A 23,393-nucleotide genomic window follows, 5' to 3' on the forward strand; every position below is an offset into this window, starting at 1 on the left:
GCCGATAACAACGGGTGGCGGCCATTCTACTCCCATGTCCAATCTGCGCTTGCACGTCGTCTCCGTGATCGGCACAGCGGCCGTGTTCGTGCTGTCTTTGTGGCTCAACGAACGCGTCTTCGCGCACACCGAGTTCGTCCGGGGCGTCAACTGGATCTATCTGCCGTCGGGCGTGAGGCTGCTTAGTACGCTGCTCTTGGGCGGCGACGGCGCGCTCGGCTTGCTGATCGCGAGCTGGCTCGTCGACTTCTTCTACTTCTTCCCGCACGACCCCGTGCGCGCGTTCGCCGGGGGCATTATCGCGACGGTCGCGCCGTATGCGGTGTATCGGCTGGCGCGTGAGTGGTACGGGCTCAAGGCGTCATTGGCGAACCTCACCGCGAACCGCCTGTTGACTCTCGCGCTCGCCTATTCCATCGCGAATCCGCTGTTGCATCACATCTGGTTTGCGCTGCGCGGGGATACGCAGAATATCGTCGAGCGGTTCTTCGTGATGGTCGCAGGCGATCTGGCCGGCGCGTTGATCGTGCTGTACGCGGCGAAAGCGCTACTGGCCGTCGTGTTCAGACACGGGCTGCCTCGCGGAGAACGGCTCGAGGACTAGCGCCAGCGCGCCGCTATGCGCGGTGATGCATGAACGCGTTCGGATAGAGCAGCGAAAGCGTGATGATGACGACGCAAAACGTCCAGAACACGACATACAGCGTGCTGCCCAGGGCGGTAAGCGTGTGCTTGCGATTCGACAACGTGATCACGGTGAACAATGCCACTCCGGGTCGGCGGCACGTGGCGCAGACCAAAAGCAGCGACAAGCATCCAACGAGACCGAGAAGCGCAAGCATAGGTCGCTCTTACAGTGATGAATATCGGTAAAACGAAGCCGGAATCGATATGAAATCTATAACGATCCGGCCGCGCGACGGGCACTCATAGTTCACTGCTGGTTTACGGCGGAAGCCCGCCAAACCTGAGGGTCCGCGCGCTGTTCACGGTCGCGCGCACCGGCGCGCGACGCGCCGGCACGTTATAATCGCTTGTTTTTTAACGCAAAGCTGGCTGCGACATGTCTCTGATCATCACCGACGAGTGCATCAACTGTGACGTCTGCGAGCCCGAGTGCCCCAACGACGCTATCTCGATGGGTACGGACATCTACGTGATCGATCCGAACAAGTGCACGGAATGCGTCGGCCACTTCGATGAACCGCAGTGCCAGCAAGTTTGCCCCGTCGAGTGCATTCCGCGCGATCCGGCGCACGTCGAAACGCCGGAGCAACTGCTGACGAAATACCACGCGTTGATGGCGGCGAAGGGCCGATAAGACTCAACCGCCAATCAACTCTTCGAGCGCAGCCGTTAGCGCATCGCATTCGGCGTCCGTGCCGATGGAAATGCGCAAATGCTGGTCGATGCGGGGCAGCTTGAAGTGCCGCACGAATATCTCGCGTTGCCGGAGCGCGGCGGCGAGGGCGGCGGCATCGTGAGCGGGATGCTTCGCGAACACGAAGTTCGCCGCCGAAGGCACCACGTCGAATCCCAGGCGCTGCAAGCGCGCGTTCAGCCTTTCGCGACTCGCCACGACCTTCCTGCAGCTTTCCTCGAACCACGCGCGGTCTTCGTACGACGCGAGCGCCGCCGCTTGCGCGAGCCGATCAAGCGGATACGAATTGAAGCTGTCCTTCACGCGCGTCAGCCCCTCGATCAGCGCTGCATCGCCGAACGCGAAGCCCACGCGCATGCCCGCGAGCGAGCGCGCCTTCGATGTCGTCTGCACGACGAGCAGATTCGGATACGCGTCGATCAGGCGCGCGGCGGATTGCGCGCCGAAATCGACATACGCCTCGTCGATGATCACCGGCACGTCCGGATTCGCCTTCAACAACGCTTCGATGTCCGCGAGCGGCAGCGCGCGGCCGGTCGGCGCGTTCGGATTCGGCAGCAGCACGCCGCCGTTCGGCGCGCGGTAAGCGTCGATATCGACGGCGAAAGCGGCATCGAGCGGAACAGTCTGGTACGCCACGCCGTAAAGCTGCGCGTAGACCGGGTAGAAGCTGTACGTGATATCGGGAAAGCGGATCGGCAGGTCGCGCTTGAGCAGCGCCTGGAATGCATGCGCGAGCACCTCATCGGAACCGTTGCCCGCGAAAACCTGCTCGACGCGCACGCCGTGGTGCGCGGCCACCGCCTCGCGCAGCGCGCGGGCCGTCGGATCGGGATACTTGCGCAGCGACGCGCCGTCTTCGCCGAGTTCGCGGCGGATCGCCTCGACCACGCGCGGCGACGGCGGATACGGATTTTCGTTCGTGTTCAGCTTGATCGGATGCGTCAGCGCGGGCTGCTCGCCCGGCACATACGGCGTCAGACGATGAACGATATCGCTCCAGAAACGGCTCACGTTGGGCTCCAGATTCGTGGTCAGGAATTGCGGTGCAGGTTCATCATCGCGCGTTCGGTCTCGCCCGCGACGACGAACGGCATGACGGCGAGCGCGCGCTCGATCGACTGATCGATGACGTCCTGTTCCTCGCGGCGCGGCGGCTTCAGCACGAAATTCGCGACATCCGGCTTCGCGCCCGCTCGCGCGCCTTCGGGAATCAGATCGCGCGGATGCCCGATGCCGATGCGCAAGCGCCAATACTGCTGCGACGACAAGTGCGCCGAAATGTCCTTCAGCCCGTTGTGGCCGCCGCTGCCGCCGCCGAGCTTCAACTTGACGGTGCCGGGCGGGAGGTCGAGTTCGTCGTGCGCGACGAGAATCTCGTCGGGCAGAATTTTGAAGAACTGCGCGACCGCGACGACCGACTGGCCGGAGCGGTTCATGAACGTCTGCGGTTCCAGCAGGTGAATCTCATGGCCGTGCAGACGCCCTTTGCCGTAATGCCCGTGAAACCGCCGTTCGTCGCGCAGCGTCGCGCCGGCATCGCGCGCCAGTTGATCGACGAACCAGAAGCCCGCGTTATGGCGCGTCGCCGTGTATTCGGCGCCCGGATTGCCGAGGCCAACGATCAGCTTGATCATGTCGAATCGTCGCGAGCTGCTGCCCGCGTGTTGTCATGCGAAAAAAAACCCGCCGGGGCTTGCACACCGGCGGGTCACGTCGACCGTTCCGTGAACGGATCGAGAGGATACTACAGCGCCGTCAGGCACCTTGCGAAGCTTAGGCAGCCGGCGTTTCGCCTTCCGCTGCGTCGCCTGCCGCATCCGACTGCTTCGCAGCCGGCACGGTCGCCGATGCCACCACCGGATTTTCCGCCTCGACGTGCGCGGTCAGCGCGACGCCCTTCGGCAGCGTGATGTCCTTCGCGTGCATCGTCTGGCCGGCTTCGATCTTCGCCAGATCGATTTCGAGGAATTCCGGCAGGTCGCCCGGCAGGCATTCCACTTCCAGTTCGGTGACGACGTGCGAGATCACGGCGCCCGCCAGCTTCACGGCCGGATTCGTTTCCTGATTCATGAAGTGCAGCGGCACCTTGGTGTGCAGCTTCTTCGTCGAATCGACGCGCTGGAAATCCACGTGCAGCACGAGTTGCTTGAACGGGTGATATTGCACGTCGCGCAGCAGCACTTGCTGCGAGTTGCCACCGACTTCCAGGTCGAGAATCGACGAATGGAACACTTCCTTCTTCAGGGCGTGCCACAGGGCGTTGTGGTCGAGCTCGACCAGTTGAACGTCCGCGTTACCGCCATACACGATACCCGGGGTCTTGCCCGAGTTACGCAGGCGGCGGCTCGCACCCGTACCTTGCTTGCTACGCTCGAAAGCGACGACTTTCATTTCAGACTCCTATAACTGCCCGCGACCAGGCAGGGAAAACGGATCATCAAAGGGACGATCCCATAACAAACGGCGCGAACCTTCGTACGTTCGCGCCGATCATGCAAGAACGCGAAGCCGGAGCCTCGCGTGTATTGCCAATGCTTTAGCCTTCGGCGAAGAGCGACATTACCGAGTCGCCGCGCCGGATGCGCGAGAACGTCTCCGCGAGCAGTCCTGCGCTCGTCAGCGGACGAATCTTCGGGCACGCCAGCGATTCCGCCGACAGCGGAATGGTGTCCGTGACGACGAGTTCGTCCAGTTGCGACGCCGTGATGCGCTCCGCGGCGCCACCCGACAGAACCGGGTGCGTTGCGTAGGCGAAAACCTGCTTCGCGCCGCGATCCTTCAACACTTGCGCGGCCTTGCAGAGCGTGCCGGCCGTATCGACCATGTCGTCCATGATGACGCAGGTGCGGCCTTCGACTTCACCGATGATGTTCATCACCTCGGCGACGTTCGCCTTCGGACGGCGCTTGTCGATGATCGCGAGATCCGTGTTCATCTGCTTGGCGAGCGCGCGGGCGCGCACCACGCCGCCGACGTCCGGCGACACGATCAGCAGATGATCATGGTTCTGCTTGCGCAGATCGCCGAGCAGAACGGGCGTTGCGTAGATGTTGTCGACGGGAATGTCGAAGAAACCTTGAATCTGGTCGGCGTGAAGGTCCATGGTGATCACGCGATCGACGCCGGCAATTTCCAGCATGTTCGCGACGACCTTCGCCGAGATAGCCACGCGCGCGGAACGCGGGCGGCGGTCCTGGCGCGCATAGCCGAAGTAGGGGATGGCTGCGGTGATCCGGCCTGCGGATGCGCGCTTGAGCGCATCGACCATGATCATGAGTTCCATCAGGTTATCGTTCGTCGGTGCGCACGTGGACTGAAGAACGAAGACGTCTTTGCCTCGCACGTTTTCCTGGATCTCGACCATGATTTCGCCGTCGGAGAAACGGCTGACCATTGCTTTGCCGAGAGGGATTCCTAGGATCTTGACGACTTCCTGAGCAAGCGCGGGATTCGCGTTGCCAGTAAAAACCATCAGGCCGTCACTGCTCATCGTGCACCTGTCTGCGGCTGGAGGCGTGAGGAAAACGCGAGAAAGAATGGCAGGGGAGGAAGGACTCGAACCCTCGCATGCCGGAATCAAAATCCGGTGCCTTGACCAACTTGGCGACTCCCCTACACTTAACCTTGAATCTTGCCGGGAAGTGTAGGACATACCCGACAAAACTAAATCTATGACGCGAAAGCGAAGAGAGGATGAGAATCCAGACTGCTTGTCACCACACTGCTCCAGCTTGCCGGCAGCTTGGCTTGCGCCAACTCCGCTTCGGCCTGGCTGGGGAAAGCGGCGAACACGCTTGCTCCAGATCCGGTCATTCGCGCCGGTGCGAGATTGGAAAACCACTCGAGCACCTTTGCAACTTCCGCGTACTTTTCTGCAACTACAGCCTGCATGTCGTTCCGACCGAAGCTGTCTGGCCAGTTAGTGTCTGACCTTTGCTGTGCAAGAAAGTCCATGATTGTGGCGACTTTCGTATCCCGTGTCAAGCTTTTTTCGGAGAAAATCGCCGCAGTCGGAACGTGCACAGCGGGCGCGACTACCAGGAAGAAGCGTTTCGGCAGTTTCACCGCCTGCAGCGCCTCGCCCACACCCTCTGCAAATGCATTCTGCCCGAAGACAAAAAACGGCACGTCCGCGCCGAGTTGCAGGGCGAGATTCTGCAGAGTTTCACGCGAAAGGTCAACTCCCCATAGACGATTCAACGCCAAAAGAGTCGTCGCTGCGTCGGAACTTCCTCCGCCGAGACCCGCGCCCATCGGCAGACGCTTGTCGATCTCGATCTCGACGCCATAACGGCTGCCCGTGTGCTTTTGAAGCAATCGGGCGGCCCGCACGACGAGGTCGTCGTCCTCGGCCACGCCGGGCACGTCCGTCTTGCGCGTTACGACGCCGTCTTCGCGGCGCTTGAAATGCAGGACATCGCCCCAGTCGAGCAGCTGAAAGACGGTTTGCAGCTCGTGATAGCCATCCGGGCGACGGCCCGTGATGTGCAGAAACAGGTTCAGCTTCGCGGGCGCGAGGCAATCGCGCATCGAATCGTTGGAAGAGGACATGCGGCAGGCGATAAAACGTTACTGGTCGATGACGAGCTTGATGTCGAGCGGCGGCTCGCTGCGCGTGAGGTTGACGCGCTTGACGCCGGTGGCGGGCGGCTCGGCATAGGCGAGGTAGTCGATCGTCCAGCCGTCCTGCTTGATTTCCTTGGGACGGCCGTTGTTCGATTCGGGGTCGAGCGTCGTCTCGGCGCGCGATGTCGGCGCCGCCGACGGTTGCAGCCAGTAGCGCAAGCCTTCGACGGGCAGCGCGAAGCCGAGCGCGTTGCGCATCAAGTCGGAGACGTTGTCCGCGTTGAGCGGCTGGCGGTTCGGCAATTCGAGCGTCGCGAGGGAAGGCGACGACGTGACGATCGCCATGGTCTGCCCGAGCGGATTGCGCAACTGAAGCGTGACCGTATCGCCCGTTTCCTGCCAGTCGAAGTTGCCGTAGGCGTTACGCGCGACGCCGTTCTGATCGTCGTATTGCACGGCGAAGCGCCCGTGGTACATGCGGCTCGTCTGCGTCGCGAGCGATGTCGAGCCTTCCGACGTGGTCGGCAGGCGCGGTTGCAGCGCACAGCCGGACAAAACCAGCGCGGCAGCCGCCGCGAATCCGAGCGCGCAGCGCCGCGCCCCGGGACGCTTCCCGCCGGCGAAGAAGTCGAATGCCATTAGAGATCGTTCACCTGAAGTCGTTTCAGCGTTTTGACGAGCGTATCGTTGCCCGGTTCGAGCTTCTGAGCCTGCCGCCACGTGGCGCGCGCCTGGTCCTGCTGGCCGGACTTCCACTGCACTTCGCCGAGATGAGCGCCGATTTCGGCGTTCGGCTGAAGGTCATAAGCATTCTTGAGGATCTTCTCGGCTTCCGCTGCGTTTCCTTGGCGGAAGCGCGCCCAGCCGAGGCTGTCCATGATGAACGCGTCGTTCGGCGCGAGCGACACCGCCTTTTCGATCAGATGCACCGCTTCGTCGAGCCGCTGATTCCGATCGACGAGCGAATACCCGAGCGCGTTATACGCCTGCGGGTTGTTCGGCTGCGTGCGCATGAGCGTGCGCAATTGCGTTTCCATCACGTCGTAGTGGCCGTTCTTTTCGGCGGCCATCGCGTAGTCGTAGACGAGGTCGGGATCGTCCGGAAACGCGGCGACCGCCTTCGCCAGATTCTCCTCGGCTTCCTTGTAGCGATGCGCTTCGAAGAGAATCGCCGAATCGGTGCGCGCGAGAAGCGCGAGATCGCGCGGATCCGAGCTTTGCAGACTGTTGATGAGCGCGCGGGCATCGTCGACCTTGCCCTGCTTCGCGAGCAATTGCGCCCGCGTGATCTGCGCCGGCAGATACTGCTGGCTCGTGCGCGGAATCTTGTCGAGCCATTGCGCGGCGGCGGTTTCGTCCTTCTGCTCGAGCGCGAGCTGCGCGAGATAGATATAAGCCTGACCGGGGTCCGCGCCCGGCGTGCTTTCGGCAGCCTTCGCGTACTGGTTCAGATAGTCCTTCGCCTTGTCGAACTGCTTTTTCTGAATGTCGATGAGCGCGAGCGCCATCAACGGCGTCAGGTCCTTCGAATCGTTCTTGCGCATGATTTCGAACTGCTTCTGCGCGTCGTCGAGCCGGTCGGACGACAGATACAGTTGCGCGAGCGCGAGCCGCGCATCATGCGACTTCGGATTCTTCGCCAAATACTGCTCGAACGAAGCGATGCCTTCCGCGCGCTCCTGCGGCCCCATGCGCGCGAGCGTCAACGCGGCGGGCAAATAGTCGGGCCGCAATTGCAGCGCCTTTTCGAGCGATGCCTTCGCGCCCGGCTGATCGTCCGCGAGCAACTGCTGACGCGCGATCGCGAGTTGCGCTTCCGGGCGATCGCGGTCGTTCGCGGTGAGATCCTTCAGCACGTTGAGGCCGCCCACGCGATTCGGGCCGCGCGCCAGCAGCGCTTGCAGCGAGAGAAGCGCCTCGCCGCGCTGCTCGGGCGACACCTTCGCGAGTTCGCGCTCGAGCGTGGGCTTCGCGTCGTCGGGCTTGCCGGAGACGATCAGAAGCGATGCGCTCAGCTGCGCCGCGCGCTCCGAATGCGGCGCGAACTGCTGCCAGAGTTGGGCGGACGTGAGCGCGTCGTTGGGACTTTGCGCGGCAATGGCGATCTCGGTCGCGCGCTGAGCGAAGCGCGGATCGTGCGTGTCGCGGGCGAGCGAGAGATAAGTCTGGAAAGCGGGCGCGGGCTGTCCGCGCTGCAACGCGACTTCGGCGGCCAGCACCTGAAACACGATCTGGCTCGATACATCCACATTCGGCAGGTCTTGCTGCTCCGCGCCGCTGACGGGCGCGGTGAGCGCGTCGGCGGCCGTTTGGGCAGCGGAATCGTCGTCGCCAGGAACGGGCGTCGCGTTGGGCGACTGCGCATGCGCGGGCGCAAACGCGAGTGCGGCGAGTGCCAGCGCCACCGCGCCGGCGGCGCGCGACATTGGCATCGCGAACGATTGCGTCAAGCCGGCCTGACGCTTCGCAAACAGCTTCATGACGAACGAGTTCATGGAAATCCAGACGATGTTTCGGTCGATTGTAACGCGGTCGCTAAAATACCGGCACAACCCGCTGAAGCAAGTCTCTCTCCAGAAAATGCCCGAACTTCCGGAAGTCGAAGTCACCCGCCGGGGAATCGAACCCTACGTGGCGGGAAGGCGCGTCGAGCATGTCGACGTTCGCACGCCGGCGCTGCGCTGGCCCATCCCGAAGCATCTCGCGAAGACGCTCGGGCATCTGAAAATCGAGAAGGTCGAGCGGCGCGGCAAGTATCTGTTGTTCGAGACCGCCGAAGGCTGGCTCATCGTTCATCTCGGGATGACCGGCACGCTGCGCGTGCTGCGCAACGTGCCGCGGCCGCCCGACGCCGCGAAGCACGATCACGTCGATCTGGTCTTCGACGAATTCATTCTGCGTTTTCGCGATCCGCGCCGCTTCGGCGCGATGCTCTGGCATCCGCGCGAAGACGGCGACGTACTCGCGCATCCGCTGCTCGCGAGTCTGGGCGTCGAGCCCTTCTCGCCGGAGTTCTCGGGCGCGCTGCTGTTTCGCGAGACGCGCGGGCGCAAGGTCTCGGTGAAGCAGGCGCTGCTCGCGGGCGGCATTGTCGTTGGCGTGGGGAATATTTATGCGTCGGAGAGCCTGTTTCGTGCGGGCATCCGGCCGACGACCGCCGCTGGCCGCATTTCGCTGGTGCGCTACGATCTGCTCGCGGATGCGGTGCGCGTGACGCTCGCCGCGGCCATCGACAAGGGCGGCAGCACGCTGCGCGATTTCGTCGGCAGCAATGGCGAATCGGGATACTTCCAGCTCGACTACTTCGTCTATGATCGCGCGGGTCTGCCGTGCCACGTCTGCGGCACGGCCATCCGCCAAATCGTCCAGGGACAGCGTTCGACTTACTTTTGTCCGCGCTGCCAACGCTAAATCCGATGCTCGCACTCACCGATTTCTTCGCGCGCCTGATCGCGTGGCAACGCATTCATGGCCGGCACGATCTGCCGTGGCAGAACACGCGCGACGCCTATCGCATCTGGCTCTCGGAGATCATGCTGCAGCAGACGCAGGTGACGACGGTCATCCCGTACTACGCGCGCTTTCTCGAACGCTTTCCGACCGTGACCGCGCTCGCGGATGCGCCAATCGACGACGTGATGGCGCTGTGGGCCGGTCTCGGCTATTACTCGCGCGCGCGCAATCTGCATCGCTGCGCGCAGGTCGTCGCGCACGAGCATGGCGGGGAGTTTCCCCGAACGGTCGATGAACTCTCGGAGTTGCCGGGCATCGGGCGCTCGACGGCGGCGGCCATCGCGTCGTTCGCGTTCGGCGCGCGCGCGACGATTCTCGATGGCAACGTGAAGCGCGTGCTGGCCCGCGTCTTCGGCGTGGAAGGATTTCCGGGCGAGAAGCGCGTTGAAAACGCGATGTGGACGCTGGCTGAATCGCTCCTGCCCGACGCCGCCGACAAGAACGAAGTCACCGCCTACACGCAAGGCTTGATGGACCTCGGCGCGACGCTCTGCGTGCGCGGCAAGCCGGACTGCGCGCGGTGTCCGTTCGCCTCGGATTGCGTCGCGAATGTCGAAGGGCGGCAGCGCGAACTGCCGGCAGCGCGCCCGAAAAAGACGGTGCCGACGCGCAAGACGTGGATGCTGGTGCTGAAGGACGGCGACTCGATCCTGCTGGAGAAGCGTCCGCCGACGGGCATCTGGGGCGGCCTGTGGAGCCTGCCCGAAGCGCCGGACGAGGCCGCGCTCACCGCAGTCGCGCAAGACAACGGCTGCGAGGCGGACTTGCAGCGTCTAACGCCTTTCTCGCACACGTTCACGCACTTCAAGCTCGACATCGAGCCGCGCCTCGGCGAAATGCGCGGCGCGACGCCGGAGGCAAAGGACGCGCGCACGGTTTGGGCGCCGCTCTCGCGCATCGATTCGTTCGGCGTGCCCGCGCCCGTGCGCAAGCTGCTCGACGCGCTGACCGGCTCGCTGCTTTAAAGCAGTTGATGATGCTGCATGTAGTGATGCACGACGTCGATACGTGCGCCTGCGTCGAGCAGTTCCATCAGCTTCTGGCGGGAGCGCATCGGAATCGGCAGGATTTCGGAGAGCCGGTTCGAGACCCACGTGGGATCGTCCAGCAGAAACGGCTCGATGAACGGCAGGTTCTCCGGCTCCCGCGTCTTGATGGCCTCGATGATCCGTTCGAGCACTTCTGCGCACGCGCCGAACTTGGCGAGCGTCTCGGCGCCTTGCAGCGGCCGGTCGTCGCCATATAGCTCGGCGGTGCCGACGAGCAGATTGCTGGCCTCCACGCGATGCGAAAGCAGCCGGAATCGCTCAGTGCCGCGCGCCTGCACGAGTAGCAGGCCGAAGGTATCGACATCGCACTCGATGATTTCCGCGAGGCAGCCCACGTTCTCGGGCACCGACGGATCCCCGGGCGACGCGATCTCGTGCCCGCTCTTCAGCAGACACACGCCGAACGGCGTCTTCTCGCGCAGGCAGGCGCGCGCCATGTCGAGATAACGTGCCTCGAAAATCTTGAGCGGCAGAAGCCCGCCGGGGAAAAGCACGGTGTGCAGCGGAAACAGCGGCACGTCGAAGAGAACGGGACTCGCGGGATTCGAGGACATCGCACCCCTCCAGGGTGGACCGCCGGCGCGGCGATCAGGTTCGCGTGGTGCTCGCGCTCTCATCTACGGGGATGGGCGCGTCACGATGCCGCACGATCACGGTTGCAGCGTCGCGAAAGCGCGCGGCGAGCGCCTCCGCGATATACACCGAGCGATGCTGCCCGCCCGTGCACCCGATCGCGACGGTGAGATAGCTGCGGTTGTCGTCGCGAAAACGCGGCAGCCATTTGCCGACGAAGCCGCCGATATCGTCGATCATCTCGCCGACCATCGGCTGGGCCGAGAGATAGTCGATGATCGGCTGATCGCAGCCGGTGAACGGGCGCAACTCGCGGTCGTAATACGGGTTCGGCAGCGTGCGCACGTCGAAAACGAGATCGGCGTCGAGCGGCACGCCGCGTTTGAATCCGAACGATTCGAACATCAACGTGAGATCGGCGGCGTCCGTTTCGACGAAGCGCCGGACCCACGCGCGCAGCACGTTCGCGCGCAGATTGCTCGTGTCGATCTGATGCCCGTATTCCGCGAGACCCGCGACGAGTTCGCGCTCCCGCTCGATGGCTTCGCCAAGCGAATTCAGCACGCCCACGCTCGCGTCGTGCCCCGGCGGACCGGACAGCGGATGACGGCGGCGCGTCTCCGAGAAGCGTTGAATGAGCGCCTGCGTGCTGGCATTGAGGAACAGCACGCGCAGGTCGTAGGCTTTCGTAAGGTTGTCGATGATGGACGGAACTTCGTCGAGCGACAGGCTGGAACGCGCGTCGATCGCGACGGCGAGACGTTGCTGCCCCTCGCTTGCGAGATAGGCGGCGAGTTCGGGCAGAAAGCGCGGAGGCAGATTGTCGACGCAGTAGTAGCCGCCGTCTTCGAGCGCATTGAGCGCGACGGACTTGCCGGAGCCGGAAATGCCGGTAATCAGGATGATACGCATGGAAGTGTGCTCGTTCGCTTCATCTTAGCACCAGCGTATCGTACGGACTTCGTGCGGATTCCGTGAAGACGCGCGGGCTTCAGATGAGTTTGCCGGGAAACTGGCTGTCCGGGTCCTGCATGGCAAGCCGCTGACGGTCCATGAAATCGCGCAAGGTGTCGATGCCGCGCAATTGCAGAATCGTGTTGCGCACTGCCGCTTCCACCAGCACAGCAAGGTTGCGGCCTGCGGCGACTTGAATCGTCACTTTGCTGATGGGCAGGCCGAGCACGTCGACGGTCTGACTTTCGAGCGGCAGGCGCTGGAATTCGCCGTCCGGGCGGCGTACGAGCTGCACGATCAGCTTGAGCTTCATCTTGCGGCGCACCGCGGTCTCGCCGAAGATGGTCTTGATATCGAGCAGGCCGAGGCCGCGCACTTCCAGCAGGTTTTGCAGAAGCGGCGGGCAGCGTCCTTCGACGAAATCGGGACCGAGACGCACGAAATCGACGGCGTCGTCGGCAACGAGTCCGTGGCCGCGGCTGATGAGTTCGAGGCCGAGTTCGCTCTTGCCGAGGCCGGAATCGCCCGTCAGCAGCACGCCCATGCCGAGAATGTCGATGAACACGCCGTGCAGCGTGGCGCGCGGCGCGAGAATGCGCGACATGTACGCGCGCAGACTGTCGATGACGGCCGCCGCCGACATGCGCGTGGTGAAAAGCGGCGTCGACGAGCGCGTGCAGCGAAGCACGAGTTCGGGCGGCGCGCCCACTTCGCCCGCGACCACGAGAAACGGCGGCTCCAGCGCGATCAGCTCGGCCATGTGGCGCGAGCGGTCTTCGTCGGATTGACGCTGGTAGTAGTTGATCTCGGCGTCGCCCAGCACCTGAATGCGGTTCGGGTGGATGAGATTCAGGTGGCCGACGAGGTCGGCGCTCGACGTTGCGTTCGCCACCGTTTCGCTCGAGAACCCGCGTTCCCAGCCTTCATGCCCGGTGAGCCAACTGAGCTTCAGAGCGGCGGCGTTGTCGTCGAAAATACTTTGGGCGTTGATGCTGGACGTATCCATGAGGCCGGAACTCCGTTGGAAGCCGGGAGCAGCCTTCGCGTGACGAAGCCTGTGCTTCGATTCGCCGCATGGCGCTGCGTTTGACCGATTGTGCCGCAGAAGCACCGCGCATGCGAGACGCGTCAAAAGCGCGCGAGCGGCGCGGCGTGCTTGTTACGCTTCTGAGATGCGGCGGCCCGCGTCTATGCGGCGATTACGGTTGCCATTGCGTGAGCACCTGATACAGCGCCTCGCGGTCTTCTTCCTTGTGCAGACGCTCGCGCGCTTCGCTGTCGGAGAGCAGTTGCGCGATCTCCGACAGAATTTCGAGGTGCTGCTGCGTGGCCTGTTCGGGCACGAGCAGGAAAATGAGTAGCGACACCGGCTGACCGTCGGGCGATTCGAACGCAACCGGCTCGGCCAGGCGCACAAAGGCGGCGAGCGGCTGCTTCAGCCCCTTGATGCGGCCGTGCGGAATGGCGACGCCTTCGCCTAGCCCGGTCGAACCCAGGCGCTCGCGGGCGAAGAGGTTGTCGGTGACGATGCTGCGGGCGATGCCGTTCTGGTTCTCGAAAATTAGGCCCGCTTGCTCGAATACACGCTTCTTGCTGGTGACGGACAGTCCGAGAACCACGTTCTCGATGGGAAGAAATTTGGCTAAACGATTCATGTTGGCAGGCTGATGCGTGGCCTGATAGCTCCTCATCGTGGCTGCTGTCTGAAAGCGCTCACGGCGATGGTGTACGGAAGATGCGCTTGCGGCGTTCCCCGCGGCGTTACTGTACTGCGGACCCCGATCATAACCGGCTCATTATAGAACAGCGGAAAGCACGATGGTGCGGCGCGCCATTGCAGTCGCCGCAATCGAATGTGCAGTACAAAGCCCGGAAAATCAATGCTTTGTGCCACGCCGACATGCACTATGCAACAAAAACGCCGCCAATGGGCGGCGTTTGTCCGAAGCGGGCGTTTCTCTGGCGCTTTTCGATTCGAGGAATGCCTCGAATCGCGCCCGCCGATGCCCGGCGGGCTGCGCCGCTTCGCGCGCCTGCCGCTTAAGGCAAGGGCGCTTCCAGTCCGCGCGCTTCTTCGCGGTACTTCGCGGCTTCGTGCGCGTGCCCCTGGATCTTGTCCTTGTGGCGGATCACCTGGCGATCCAGCTTGTCGACCATCAGGTCGATGGCCGCGTACATATCAGCGTCACAACTCTCGATGAAAATGTCCTTGCCCTTCAAGTGCAGATTGATTTCCGCCTTGTTGCGCTTGTCCTTGTCCCTATGAGTGTCGACCGAGAGGACAACGTTGCCGTCCATCACCTGATCAAAATGACGGAGCACTCTGTCCAGCTTCGTGATCACAAACTCGCGCAACGCAGGCGTCAATTCGAGGTGGTGTCCACTGATCTTCAGATTCATAGTTGCTCTCCAAGCTAAGGGCCGTTGAATCACGGCGGCTCGTCCGATACCGGTCGGCTACGCGTCCCGCCGTGCACGATGTTTGTACGCGCAAGGAACGGGCCGCTTGGCCGGCTCGTCCGCGCTTTCGCGATGCGGCCGGTAAAAGTCCACCGCGGTATGCGGTGAACCACAGAGACGGGTCAAAGAGACTTGCGCAGATTGACTGCGGGGATTTTCAGCGCCTCGCGGTACTTGGCGACGGTGCGCCGCGCAACCACGAAGCCTTGTTCCGCCAGCAGTTCGGCGATGCGGCTGTCTGAAAGAGGAGTTTTGGGGTCTTCCGCTCCTATCAGTTGCTTGATGAGGGCCCGGATCGCCGTGGACGATGCGGCGCCGCCCGTGTCGGTGGAAACGTGCGATCCAAAGAAGTACTTAAATTCAAGCGTCCCGAATGGGGTGAGCATGTACTTCCCGGTAGTCACACGGGAAACCGTCGATTCGTGTAAACCCAGCGTATCAGCAATCTCCCGCAAAACCAAGGGCCGCATGGCGATTTCACCATGCGCAAAAAAGTTCTTCTGACGCTCGACGATCGCCTGCGCGACGCGAAGAATCGTCTCGAAACGCTGCTGGATATTCTTGATCAGCCAGCGTGCTTCCTGAAGCTGTTGACGCAGTGAACCGCTGCCCGGATCGCCACGGTTATTGCGCAAAATGTTCGCGTACAGATGGTTGATCCGCAGCCGCGGCACGATCTCCGGATTCAGTTCCGCGGTCCATCCGCTGGCGGACTTGCGCACCAGAATGTCCGGCACCACGTAGTCCGCTTCACTCTTGCCGTATGCGGCGCCGGGAAACGGCTCCAGCGACCGGATCAGCACGTGCGCGTCCCGCAGCGCGTCGTCGCTTGCCTTCAGTTGCTTGCGCAAGCGCGTGAAGTCGCGCGCGGCGAGCAGTTCCAGATGGTTCGTGACGATTTCGAGCGCAAGCGTGCGCGTGGGCGACGGATCGAGCCGCAGCAATTGCAGCTTCAGACACTCCGACGCCGACCGGCCGCCGACACCCGGCGGATCGAAACTCTGGAGCAAGGCCAATGCCGCGCTGAGTTCGTCGACATCGACTTCGAGTTCGTCCGGCAAATCCGCCTGAATTTCGTCGAGCGACGACGTGAGATACCCGTCCTCATCCAGCGATTCGATCAGGAACGTGATCAGCGCGCGGTCGCGCTGATTCGCCTGCGTCATGCGCAGTTGCGCGGTGAGATGGTCGCGCAGCGTCGTCGTCGATTCGTGGATTTGCAGCGGCGGGAGGTCGTCGTCGTCGGAGGCGTTGTTCGAGCGGCCGTAGTCTTCCAGATTCCAGTTGCTCGAATCTGTGCCGCCGTCGGATGACAGGCCGTTGTACTCGTCGACGCCCTGCGGCTCGCTGCTTTCCGATCGTTCGGAACTCGACGAACTCGACGTGGAGCCGTTGCTCATCATCGGCTCGGGCGCGGCGCTGCTCGCGCCGGCCGTGGCAATCAGCGAACCGTCCGCGGCCACGCGAAGCGGACTCGCGATCCAGTCGTCGTCGTTTTCCAGCAGCGGGTTTTGCGCGACGGCCATTGCCACTTCCTGCTGCAGTTCGAGCGTCGACAACTGCAGCAGCCGGATGGACTGCTGTAGTTGCGGGGTGAGCGCAAGATGCTGCGATAGGCGAAGTTGGAGGCTGGCTTTCATGGCAAGGTTTTATTTCATTGTAGAGAGTTTGCCACGCGCGCGAAACCTCGCGGCCAATCCAAAATTAGCGTAAAAAAGCGCGTGCCGCCTCGAGGGCGGCACGTAAGTTTTGCTGTTCTCGCTCGATGCAGTGCGGTAAATCGCCGCATGCGCCGCGCGCCTGGCGTCGGCGCTACATGCGGAAATGCTCGCCGAGATACACGCGTCGCACGTTCTCATTCTCGATGATCTCGCTCGGCGCGCCGGCCGCCAGCACGCTGCCGTCGCTGATGATGTAAGCGTGATCGCAAATGCCGAGCGTCTCGCGCACGTTGTGGTCCGTGATCAGCACGCCGATGTTGCGCTGCTTCAGGAACTTCACGATCTTCTGGATTTCGAGCACGGCGATCGGATCGACGCCCGCGAAGGGCTCATCGAGCAAAATGAAGCTGGGATTCGTCGCGAGCGCCCGCGCGATTTCCACGCGCCGCCGCTCGCCGCCCGACAGCGAGAGCGCCGGATTTTCTCGCAGATGCGCAATCTGCAGTTCGTCGAGGAGGGCCTCCGCGCGCTGCGTGATGCCGTCCTTCGACAGCCGCTTGCCCGATTCGTCCGTCTGCAGTTCCAGCACGGCGCGAATGTTCTGCTCAACGGTGAGCTTGCGAAACACGGACGCTTCCTGCGGCAGATAAGACAGCCCGAGATGCGCGCGCTGATGGATCGGCAGCAGGCTGATGGACTTGCCGTCGAGATCGATCTCGCCCGCGTCGAGCGGCACGAGGCCGACGATCATATAGAACGACGTGGTCTTGCCCGCGCCGTTCGGGCCGAGCAGACCGACCACTTCGCCGCTCTTCACGTCGAGCGAGACGTCCTTCACGACGGTGCGCGAACCGTACCGCTTCTTCAGATTGCGGACGACGAGCGAACTCGACTTGCCGTCCGGCTTGCTTGGGGACATGGCGGGCGAATTCACTGCTGCGGCGTTCCTTGAATAGTGTTCGACGGCGCGAGGGTCGCGGGCGAGCCGTTGAGCGGCGCGGCGCCGCCGGAGCGGGGCGCGAGCATCGCGCGAACGCGGCCGCTCGGGTTGCCTGGACCGGCCACGTCCTTGCCGGCGCTCGCCGTGTAGAAGTCTTTCTGCCCGTCGTACGTGATGACGCTGCCGCGCACTTCGTCCTGAACCGTGGTCAGACCTTGCAGGCGGCGCACCACGGCGCGCGTCGTGAGCTTGGTGAAGTCGTTCTTGCCGTCATAGTCGATGCGCACGGCATTGCCATCGATGTATTCGTCGACGCCGTCGCGCTTCTGGCGGAAGTACGAGAGATTGCTGCCGGTGGACGTGCCGGTCGCGTATTGATAGCCCTGCGGATCCTGCGTGACTTCCACGCGATCCGCCTTGATGACGATGGTGCCCTTGGTCGCGACGACGTGACCGGTGAAGACGTTCTTCTGGTTCAGGTCGTCGTAGGACATGTTGTCCGCTTCGATGTTGAGCGGCTTGTCGCGGTCGGCTTTTTCGGCGTGCGCGGCGGGCGCGAAGCCCGCGAGCGGCAGCGCGACGAACGCGGCGGCGGCTGCGGCCAGCGCGGCCCGCATCACACGCCTCACGCGCGCGGAGGTGCGATGCGCGAACGTTGCGCCCGCGGGGCCGCCATCGGGACGAGAGATGCTGTGGTTCATGCAGTCAAGATCAGGATGGAATCCCGGGTTCACTTGGAGGAGCCGCCATTGATATCCGTGGCCGCGATCGCGCCGCGCACGTTACCGAAGAGCTTCATTTCCCGGGTGACGTTGTTGTAATTCATGCCGTTGGCGGTCATCACAGACGGACCGCGCTGAAGTTTAACCGGCTTTTCCGTTTCGATGACATCGTCGTTCACCAGCACGCGAAAATGCTGCGAATCCGCCTGCATCTGCGGATCGCCGTAACCGGCCGCGCGCAGGATGCGGGCGTTCTCGTAGAGATCGACGATGGACACGTCGCCGTTCACCGTGCCGCGCTGTGCGGTGGCCGTCACGATCGGCTTTTGCGGCTGGAACATGCGCACGGCGGGCAGCGTCAGGTCGCTGTTCTCGTCGTCCTCGTAATGGACCATGGATTTGGCAGTCAGCCGGTACTGCGTCGTGCCGGTGGAATCCAGTTCGGAGACGGAGAAGTTATCCGCGAAGTAGTCGGGCGTGTGGCGCTTGGGCTGCTCCGGCGCTTGGGGCGCGGACGGCAGCGTAGCCTGCAACAGCCAGTACGTGATGCCCGCGAGCGCCGCCATCGCGAGAAGCGGCAACAGCGAGGCGAGGCGTCGGGTGGGCGGCATGGCGTCAGTCTCCGAGCGCCGCCGCGAGCAGCGCGTCATAGCGATCCTGCGCGCGCAGAATCGCATCGCATACTTCGCGCACGGCGCCGTGGCCGCCGCGTGCTTCGGTGACCCAATGCACGCGCTCTTTCACTTCCGCGTGCGCGTTGGCCGGCGCGGCTGCGAATCCGCAGCGGCGCATGACGGCGAGATCGGGCCAGTCGTCGCCCATGTAGCCGCATTCGGCGGCGGAGATGCCGGTTGCATCGAGCAATTGCGCGAGCGCCACCGTCTTGTCCGCGACGCCCTGATAAAGATGCGTGATGCCCAGTTCCTTGGCCCGCGCCGCGACGATTCCCGACTGCCGCCCGGTGATGATCGCCGTCTGCACGCCGATGCGTTCGAGCAGCTTCACGCCGTGGCCGTCGAGCGAATTGAACGACTTCATGGTGTCGCCTTCGGCGCTGAAGTACAGGCTGCCGTCGGTGAAAACGCCGTCGACGTCGAACACCATCAGCTTGATGCGGCTCGCGCGCTCGGCGGGGAAAGGCTTCTGCGCCATCAGATTACCTTCTTGGAGAAGAGGTCGTGCATATTCAGTGCGCCGATCAGCGTCGCATCAGCATCGACGACCAGCATCTGATTGATGCGATGGCGCTCCATCAGTTCCACGGCTTCGACCGCGAGATGGTCCGGACCGATGGTGCGCGGATTGCGCGTCATCACGTCCGCGAGCTTGAGCGAGCGAAAGTCGCCGTCGCGCTGGAGAATGCGGCGCAGGTCGCCGTCCGTGAAGATGCCTTCCACGTGACGATTGCCGTTGATGACCGCCGTCATGCCCATGCGCTTCGCGGTGATCTGAAAGAGGGCGTCTGAAACGGTTGCGTCGAGCGGCACGACGGGAACCTCGTCGCCCACGCGCATCACGTCGCGCACGTAGGTCAGCAAACGCCGGCCGAGCGCGCCGCCGGGATGCGAACGCGCGAAGTCGTCGGGGCCGAAGCCGCGTGCGTCGAGGACCGCGACCGCGAGCGCGTCGCCGAGCGCCAACGCGGCGGTCGTGCTGGCGGTCGGCGCAAGGTTCATCGGGCAGGCCTCTTTTTCGACGCGTGCGTTCAGGTGCATGTCCGCGAGTTGCGCGAGGCTCGATTCCGGACGGCCGGTAATGGCGATGAGTTTCGCGCCGAGGCGCTTGATGAGCGGGAGGATGGCGACGAGTTCTTCGGTCTCGCCGGAGTTCGACAGCGCGATGAAGATGTCGTCGGCGGTGACCATGCCGAGATCGCCGTGGCTGGCTTCAGCCGGATGCACGAAAAACGCCGGCGTGCCGGTGGACGCCAGCGTGGCAGCGAACTTGCGCGCGACGTGTCCCGACTTTCCGATGCCCGAGACGACCACGCGGCCGCGACAGCCGAGCAAGGCTTCGACTGCGTTGGTGAAGTTGTCGTCGAGAAGGTCAGAGAGACCGCGAACTGCGTCCGCTTCGATCTGGATTACGCTGCGAGCCAGCGCCAGTGCCCGGTCGCCATTGATTTTCGCTATCATTCGCGGAGTATAGCAAAGGCGATTCTTCGCCGCGCCTTACGGTGCGCGACGCGCCGCCGCTTATCCGCCCCCGCGAGCCCTGGCATCAGGGGCTTCCCACGACACCGAAAACGCCGCGCCGGACACGTATCGGCGCGCTGACGACGAGGACGCTGGACGGATGACTTCTCCGCTCGAAATGACGCTGTTGTTGCTGCTGTGTTCGGTGGCGGGCGTCGTCGTATTTCGTTTTTTCAACTTGCCGCCGATGCTCGGTTATCTGGCCGTCGGCATCATCGTCGGTCCGCACGCGGCCGGTATCGCGCCGGATACCGAGCGCGCGCAGCACCTCGCCGAATTCGGCGTCGTGTTCCTGATGTTCTCCATCGGTCTCGAATTCTCGCTCGCGAAGCTGCGCTCGATGCGGCGCATCGTCTTCGGCCTCGGCGCGAGCCAGGTCGGCGCGACGATCGTCTTCGCGCTCGTCGTCGGGTGGATCGCGCATTTCTGGACCACGATGTCGTGGCAGGCGAGCTTCGCGCTCGGCGGCGCGCTTTCCATGTCTTCCACCGCGATCGTCAGCAAGCTGCTCGCGGAGCGGCTAGAACTGGAATCGGAGCACGGCCGCAATATCTTCGGCGTGCTGCTGTTTCAGGATCTAGCGGTCGTGCCGCTGCTCATCATCATCGCGGCGTTTGCGAACGGTAATTCGTCGCAACTGGTGATGTGGCTCGGCATTGCGGCGGTGAAGATCGTCGTCGCGCTGACGGTTTTGCTGTTCCTCGGCCAGAAGTTCATGACGCGCTGGTTCGATCTCGTCGCGCGGCGGCGCTCGCAAGAGCTGTTCATGCTGAACCTGCTGCTGGTGACGCTCGGCGCGGCGTTCATCACGGACAAGTTCGGGCTGTCGCTCGCGCTCGGCGCGTTCATCGCGGGCATGCTGATCGCGGAAACGCCGTACCGGCATCAGGTGGAAGAGGACATCAAGCCGTTTCGCGACGTGCTGCTCGGCGTGTTCTTCGTGACGACGGGCATGCTGCTCAATCCGCGCGTGATCTGGGAGCACCCGCTTCTCGTGCTCGCGTTTTTCGTCGTGCCCATTTTATTGAAAGCCGTGATGATCACCGGCCTCGCGCGCCTGTTCGGCTCGCCGCCCGGCGTCGCCATGCGCACGGGGCTCGGGCTCGCGCAGGCGGGCGAATTCGGCTTCGTGCTCCTGAACCTCATTCGGGACTCGCATCTGGTCGACGCCACCATCCTTCAGGCGCTCCTTTCCGCGATGCTGCTCTCGATGCTCGCCGCGCCGTTCGTCATCCAGAACGCGGACCGAATCGTGCTGCGGCTGTCGTCGACCGAATGGATGCTGCAATCGCTGCAAATGACGAAGATCGCGACGCAAAGTCTCAAGCAGAGCGGCCACGTCATTATTTGCGGCTACGGCCGCGCCGGGCAGAACCTCGCGCGCATGCTGGAACAGGAAGGTATTTCGTACGTTGCGCTCGATCTCGACCCGGATCGCGTGGCGGCGGCCGCGGCGGCAGGCGAATCTGTCGTGTTCGGCGATGCCGGGCGGCGCGAATCGCTTGTGGCTGCCGGCCTGAACCGCGCGGCGACGGTCGCGATCACGTACGCGAACACGCCGTCCGCCATGCGCGTGCTGCACAACATCCACGAACTCGCGCCGACGCTGCCGGTGATCGTGCGCACGGTCGACGACGCGGATCTCGAAAAGCTGACCGCCGCGGGCGCGACGGAAGTGATTCCGGAGATCGTCGAAGGCAGTCTGATGCTCGCCTCGCATACGCTCGTGCTGATGGGCGTGCCGATGCGCCGCGTTGTGCGGCGCGTCGAAGAAATGCGCGATGCGCGCTACAGCCTGTTGCGCGGCTATTTCCACGGCGCCGACGATCTCGACGACGACGATGGCCACGAGCAGGTGCGGCTACAATCCGTACCGATCGACGAACATTCGGAGGCGGTCGGGCATTCGCTCGACGATCTCGGTCTCGTCGGCAACGGTGTCGAAGTGACCGCCATTCGCCGTCACGGCATCCGGGGCGTCCAGCCGGACCCCGAAACCAGGCTCCGCGCGAACGACATCGTCGTGTTGCGCGGCCTGCCCGAAGTGCTCGCTCAGGCCGAGGAACGGCTTTCGCGCAATCGCCGGGCAGCCTAACGTTCTCTTCATCAGGCAAGCGCGGCCTCACAGCGCGGATTTCCGGAGAAGTCATGTCCACCATTTCATCGAGCGCACCGTCTGCATCGTCAGATGCCGCGCGGTTCATCAAGGAGCGCGTGCGCACGGTCGAAGACTGGCCGCAAGCCGGCGTGCAGTTTCGCGATATCACGCCCGTGTTGCAGGACCGCCGCGCGTTGCGCACGCTCATCGACCTGTTCGTGCAGCGCTATATCGACGCGAACCTGAACGTCATCGCGGGCATGGATGCGCGCGGGTTCATCATCGGGCCGATTCTCGCGTACGAGCTAAGTCTGGGCTTCGTGCCGATTCGCAAGAAGGGCAAGCTGCCGTACAAGACGCTCTCGCAGTCGTACGAACTGGAATACGGCAGCGCGACGGTCGAGATTCACGAGGACGCGTGCCAGCCCGGCGACCGCGTCGTGATCGTCGACGATCTGGTGGCGACCGGCGGCACGATGATGGCCGGCAAGATCTTGCTGGAGCGGCTCGGCGCGCAGGTCGTCGAAGCGGCGGCGATCATCGACTTGCCCGATCTCGGCGGCTCGAAGCTGCTGCGCGACGGTGGGTTGCCGCTTTATACAGTCTGCGAGTTCGGAGGCCATTAATGCCGAACGTCCTGTTGTTTCTCGCGACGTCGGTGGCAATCACCATCGCGCCGGGGCCCGACAATCTGCAAGTGCTCGCGCGCGGCATCTCGCAAGGCCGGCTCGCGGGCGTGGTCGCGGCGCTCGGTTTCGCGTGCGGCGTGATCTTTCATACGACGCTCGCCGCTTTGGGCGTCGCGGCGCTCTTGCGCTCGTCGCCGCTGGCGTTTCAGGCGGTGAAGCTCGCGGGCGCGGCTTATCTCGTGTGGATCGGCATCAAGGCGCTGCGCAGCCACGGTCTCGCGACGGCGCACGCGCGCCCGAGCCAGCCGCTGTCGACCGTGTTCCGGCAGAGCGTGCTCGGCAACATGCTCAATCCGAAGGTGACGCTGTTCTTCATCGTGTTCCTGCCGCAGTTCGTCGATCCGCACGGCGCGCAAAGCGTGATGCTCCAGATGTTCGAGCTGGGCGGCGTGTTCATGTTGCAGACCGTCGCGGTGTTCTCGCTCTTCGGCATCGGCGCGGGGATGATCGGCGCGTGGCTCAAGCGGCGTCCGCGCGTGGGCGTCTGGCTCGATCGGCTCGCGGGCGTGACCTTTATCGCGCTCGGCATTCGCGTGGCGCTGCGCGACTGATTTCGCTGTGCCGCACCGCGCCTGCGCGCGTCCTTCGT

Annotated in this window: 26 protein-coding genes and 1 tRNA gene; 7 read left to right on the forward strand and 20 right to left on the reverse strand. The window is 63.7% G+C overall.

The genetic code is table 11. From position 1 onward, the window contains the following. Positions 1 to 34: 34 nt before the first annotated feature. Entirely contained in the window at positions 35 to 604 is a 570-nt protein-coding gene (locus tag JYK05_RS01090) for a hypothetical protein (RefSeq protein ID WP_206467437.1), read from the forward strand. Positions 605 to 617: 13 nt separating this feature from the next. Here JYK05_RS01090 and JYK05_RS01095 read toward each other — a convergent pair whose 3' ends face one another. Further along, on the reverse strand, positions 618 to 764 hold the full coding sequence (locus JYK05_RS01095) for a hypothetical protein (RefSeq protein WP_175939304.1): 147 nt from the start codon (positions 762 to 764) through the stop codon (positions 618 to 620). 299 nt (positions 765 to 1,063) lie between these two features. Between JYK05_RS01095 and JYK05_RS01100 the strand changes: the two genes are divergently transcribed. Beyond that, positions 1,064 to 1,321: a YfhL family 4Fe-4S dicluster ferredoxin gene (locus tag JYK05_RS01100; RefSeq protein WP_159835144.1), complete on the forward strand. Its 258-nt coding sequence runs from the start codon at positions 1,064 to 1,066 to the stop codon at positions 1,319 to 1,321. A 3-nt stretch (positions 1,322 to 1,324) separates the two neighbouring features. On the opposite strand, the gene hisC is transcribed toward JYK05_RS01100, so the two are convergent. From hisC to JYK05_RS01140, 8 genes are all read right to left on the reverse strand, one after another. Continuing rightward, a complete protein-coding gene (hisC, locus tag JYK05_RS01105; protein ID WP_175939306.1) occupies positions 1,325 to 2,395 on the reverse strand; it encodes a histidinol-phosphate transaminase in 1,071 nt (356 codons plus the stop codon). Positions 2,396 to 2,415: 20 nt separating this feature from the next. Continuing rightward, positions 2,416 to 3,018, reverse strand: a complete 603-nt coding sequence (gene pth, locus JYK05_RS01110) for an aminoacyl-tRNA hydrolase (RefSeq protein ID WP_206467438.1) — start codon at positions 3,016 to 3,018, stop codon at positions 2,416 to 2,418. 139 nt (positions 3,019 to 3,157) lie between these two features. Continuing rightward, entirely contained in the window at positions 3,158 to 3,775 is a 618-nt protein-coding gene (locus JYK05_RS01115) for a 50S ribosomal protein L25/general stress protein Ctc (protein ID WP_206467439.1), read from the reverse strand. A 145-nt stretch (positions 3,776 to 3,920) separates the two neighbouring features. After that, on the reverse strand, positions 3,921 to 4,874 hold the full coding sequence (locus JYK05_RS01120) for a ribose-phosphate pyrophosphokinase (RefSeq protein WP_175939311.1): 954 nt from the start codon (positions 4,872 to 4,874) through the stop codon (positions 3,921 to 3,923). A 47-nt stretch (positions 4,875 to 4,921) separates the two neighbouring features. Continuing rightward, positions 4,922 to 4,998: transfer RNA gene (locus JYK05_RS01125), tRNA-Gln, on the reverse strand. Positions 4,999 to 5,053: 55 nt separating this feature from the next. Continuing rightward, complete coding sequence (ispE, locus tag JYK05_RS01130) at positions 5,054 to 5,935, reverse strand: 4-(cytidine 5'-diphospho)-2-C-methyl-D-erythritol kinase (RefSeq protein WP_206467440.1); 882 nt, start codon at positions 5,933 to 5,935, stop codon at positions 5,054 to 5,056. Positions 5,936 to 5,953: 18 nt separating this feature from the next. Then, positions 5,954 to 6,589, reverse strand: a complete 636-nt coding sequence (gene lolB, locus JYK05_RS01135; protein ID WP_206467441.1) for a lipoprotein insertase outer membrane protein LolB — start codon at positions 6,587 to 6,589, stop codon at positions 5,954 to 5,956. Next, positions 6,589 to 8,445 carry a tetratricopeptide repeat protein gene (locus tag JYK05_RS01140; RefSeq protein ID WP_206467442.1) on the reverse strand — a complete coding sequence of 619 codons (1,857 nt, stop codon included), beginning with the start codon at positions 8,443 to 8,445 and terminating at the stop codon, positions 6,589 to 6,591. The genes lolB and JYK05_RS01140 overlap by 1 nt, the downstream gene beginning before the upstream one ends. An 85-nt stretch (positions 8,446 to 8,530) precedes the next feature. On the opposite strand from JYK05_RS01140, the gene mutM reads away from it, so the two are divergent. Together mutM and mutY are read left to right on the forward strand one after the other, a co-directional pair. Next, complete coding sequence (mutM, locus tag JYK05_RS01145) at positions 8,531 to 9,361, forward strand: bifunctional DNA-formamidopyrimidine glycosylase/DNA-(apurinic or apyrimidinic site) lyase (RefSeq protein WP_206467443.1); 831 nt, start codon at positions 8,531 to 8,533, stop codon at positions 9,359 to 9,361. Between the two features lie 5 nt (positions 9,362 to 9,366). Continuing rightward, entirely contained in the window at positions 9,367 to 10,428 is a 1,062-nt protein-coding gene (gene mutY / locus JYK05_RS01150; protein ID WP_206467444.1) for an A/G-specific adenine glycosylase, read from the forward strand. On the opposite strand, the gene JYK05_RS01155 is transcribed toward mutY, so the two are convergent. The 11 genes from JYK05_RS01155 to kdsD form a co-directional block, all read right to left on the reverse strand. Then, positions 10,425 to 11,066 carry an LON peptidase substrate-binding domain-containing protein gene (locus JYK05_RS01155; RefSeq protein ID WP_206467445.1) on the reverse strand — a complete coding sequence of 214 codons (642 nt, stop codon included), beginning with the start codon at positions 11,064 to 11,066 and terminating at the stop codon, positions 10,425 to 10,427. The genes mutY and JYK05_RS01155 overlap by 4 nt on opposite strands. A 34-nt stretch (positions 11,067 to 11,100) precedes the next feature. Next, a complete protein-coding gene (gene rapZ / locus JYK05_RS01160; protein WP_206467446.1) occupies positions 11,101 to 11,997 on the reverse strand; it encodes an RNase adapter RapZ in 897 nt (298 codons plus the stop codon). A 79-nt stretch (positions 11,998 to 12,076) separates the two neighbouring features. Beyond that, on the reverse strand, positions 12,077 to 13,045 hold the full coding sequence (gene hprK / locus JYK05_RS01165) for an HPr(Ser) kinase/phosphatase (protein ID WP_008351692.1): 969 nt from the start codon (positions 13,043 to 13,045) through the stop codon (positions 12,077 to 12,079). 193 nt (positions 13,046 to 13,238) lie between these two features. Next, entirely contained in the window at positions 13,239 to 13,730 is a 492-nt protein-coding gene (gene ptsN / locus JYK05_RS01170; RefSeq protein WP_371826391.1) for a PTS IIA-like nitrogen regulatory protein PtsN, read from the reverse strand. Positions 13,731 to 14,079: 349 nt separating this feature from the next. Beyond that, on the reverse strand, positions 14,080 to 14,439 hold the full coding sequence (gene hpf / locus JYK05_RS01175; protein ID WP_175939330.1) for a ribosome hibernation-promoting factor, HPF/YfiA family: 360 nt from the start codon (positions 14,437 to 14,439) through the stop codon (positions 14,080 to 14,082). Positions 14,440 to 14,621: 182 nt separating this feature from the next. After that, complete coding sequence (locus tag JYK05_RS01180) at positions 14,622 to 16,139, reverse strand: RNA polymerase factor sigma-54 (protein WP_206467447.1); 1,518 nt, start codon at positions 16,137 to 16,139, stop codon at positions 14,622 to 14,624. Between the two features lie 172 nt (positions 16,140 to 16,311). After that, a complete protein-coding gene (lptB, locus tag JYK05_RS01185) occupies positions 16,312 to 17,079 on the reverse strand; it encodes an LPS export ABC transporter ATP-binding protein (protein ID WP_206467448.1) in 768 nt (255 codons plus the stop codon). 11 nt (positions 17,080 to 17,090) lie between these two features. Next, a complete protein-coding gene (lptA, locus tag JYK05_RS01190; protein ID WP_206468176.1) occupies positions 17,091 to 17,717 on the reverse strand; it encodes a lipopolysaccharide transport periplasmic protein LptA in 627 nt (208 codons plus the stop codon). A 113-nt stretch (positions 17,718 to 17,830) separates the two neighbouring features. Further along, positions 17,831 to 18,433: an LPS export ABC transporter periplasmic protein LptC gene (gene lptC, locus JYK05_RS01195; protein ID WP_206467449.1), complete on the reverse strand. Its 603-nt coding sequence runs from the start codon at positions 18,431 to 18,433 to the stop codon at positions 17,831 to 17,833. A gap of 4 nt (positions 18,434 to 18,437) precedes the next feature. Continuing rightward, positions 18,438 to 18,974, reverse strand: a complete 537-nt coding sequence (locus JYK05_RS01200; protein ID WP_206467450.1) for an HAD family hydrolase — start codon at positions 18,972 to 18,974, stop codon at positions 18,438 to 18,440. Then, positions 18,974 to 19,957, reverse strand: coding sequence for an arabinose 5-phosphate isomerase KdsD (gene kdsD / locus JYK05_RS01205; protein WP_175939340.1), 984 nt, complete (start codon positions 19,955 to 19,957; stop codon positions 18,974 to 18,976). The genes JYK05_RS01200 and kdsD overlap by 1 nt, the downstream gene beginning before the upstream one ends. Before the next feature lie 160 nt (positions 19,958 to 20,117). Between kdsD and JYK05_RS01210 the strand changes: the two genes are divergently transcribed. The 3 genes from JYK05_RS01210 to JYK05_RS01220 are packed head-to-tail and all read left to right on the forward strand — an operon-like array spanning position 20,118 to position 23,355. Further along, complete coding sequence (locus JYK05_RS01210) at positions 20,118 to 22,112, forward strand: cation:proton antiporter (protein ID WP_206467451.1); 1,995 nt, start codon at positions 20,118 to 20,120, stop codon at positions 22,110 to 22,112. Between the two features lie 53 nt (positions 22,113 to 22,165). Next, positions 22,166 to 22,741 (forward strand): adenine phosphoribosyltransferase, encoded by a 576-nt coding sequence (locus tag JYK05_RS01215; RefSeq protein WP_371826392.1) that lies wholly within the window; start codon positions 22,166 to 22,168, stop codon positions 22,739 to 22,741. Beyond that, on the forward strand, positions 22,741 to 23,355 hold the full coding sequence (locus JYK05_RS01220; protein ID WP_206467452.1) for a LysE family translocator: 615 nt from the start codon (positions 22,741 to 22,743) through the stop codon (positions 23,353 to 23,355). Before JYK05_RS01215 ends, JYK05_RS01220 begins: the two co-directional genes overlap by 1 nt. The last annotated feature ends 38 nt before the right edge of the window (positions 23,356 to 23,393 follow it).

It is taken from the genome of Caballeronia sp. M1242 (assembly GCF_017220215.1).
Lineage (GTDB): Bacteria > Pseudomonadota > Gammaproteobacteria > Burkholderiales > Burkholderiaceae > Caballeronia.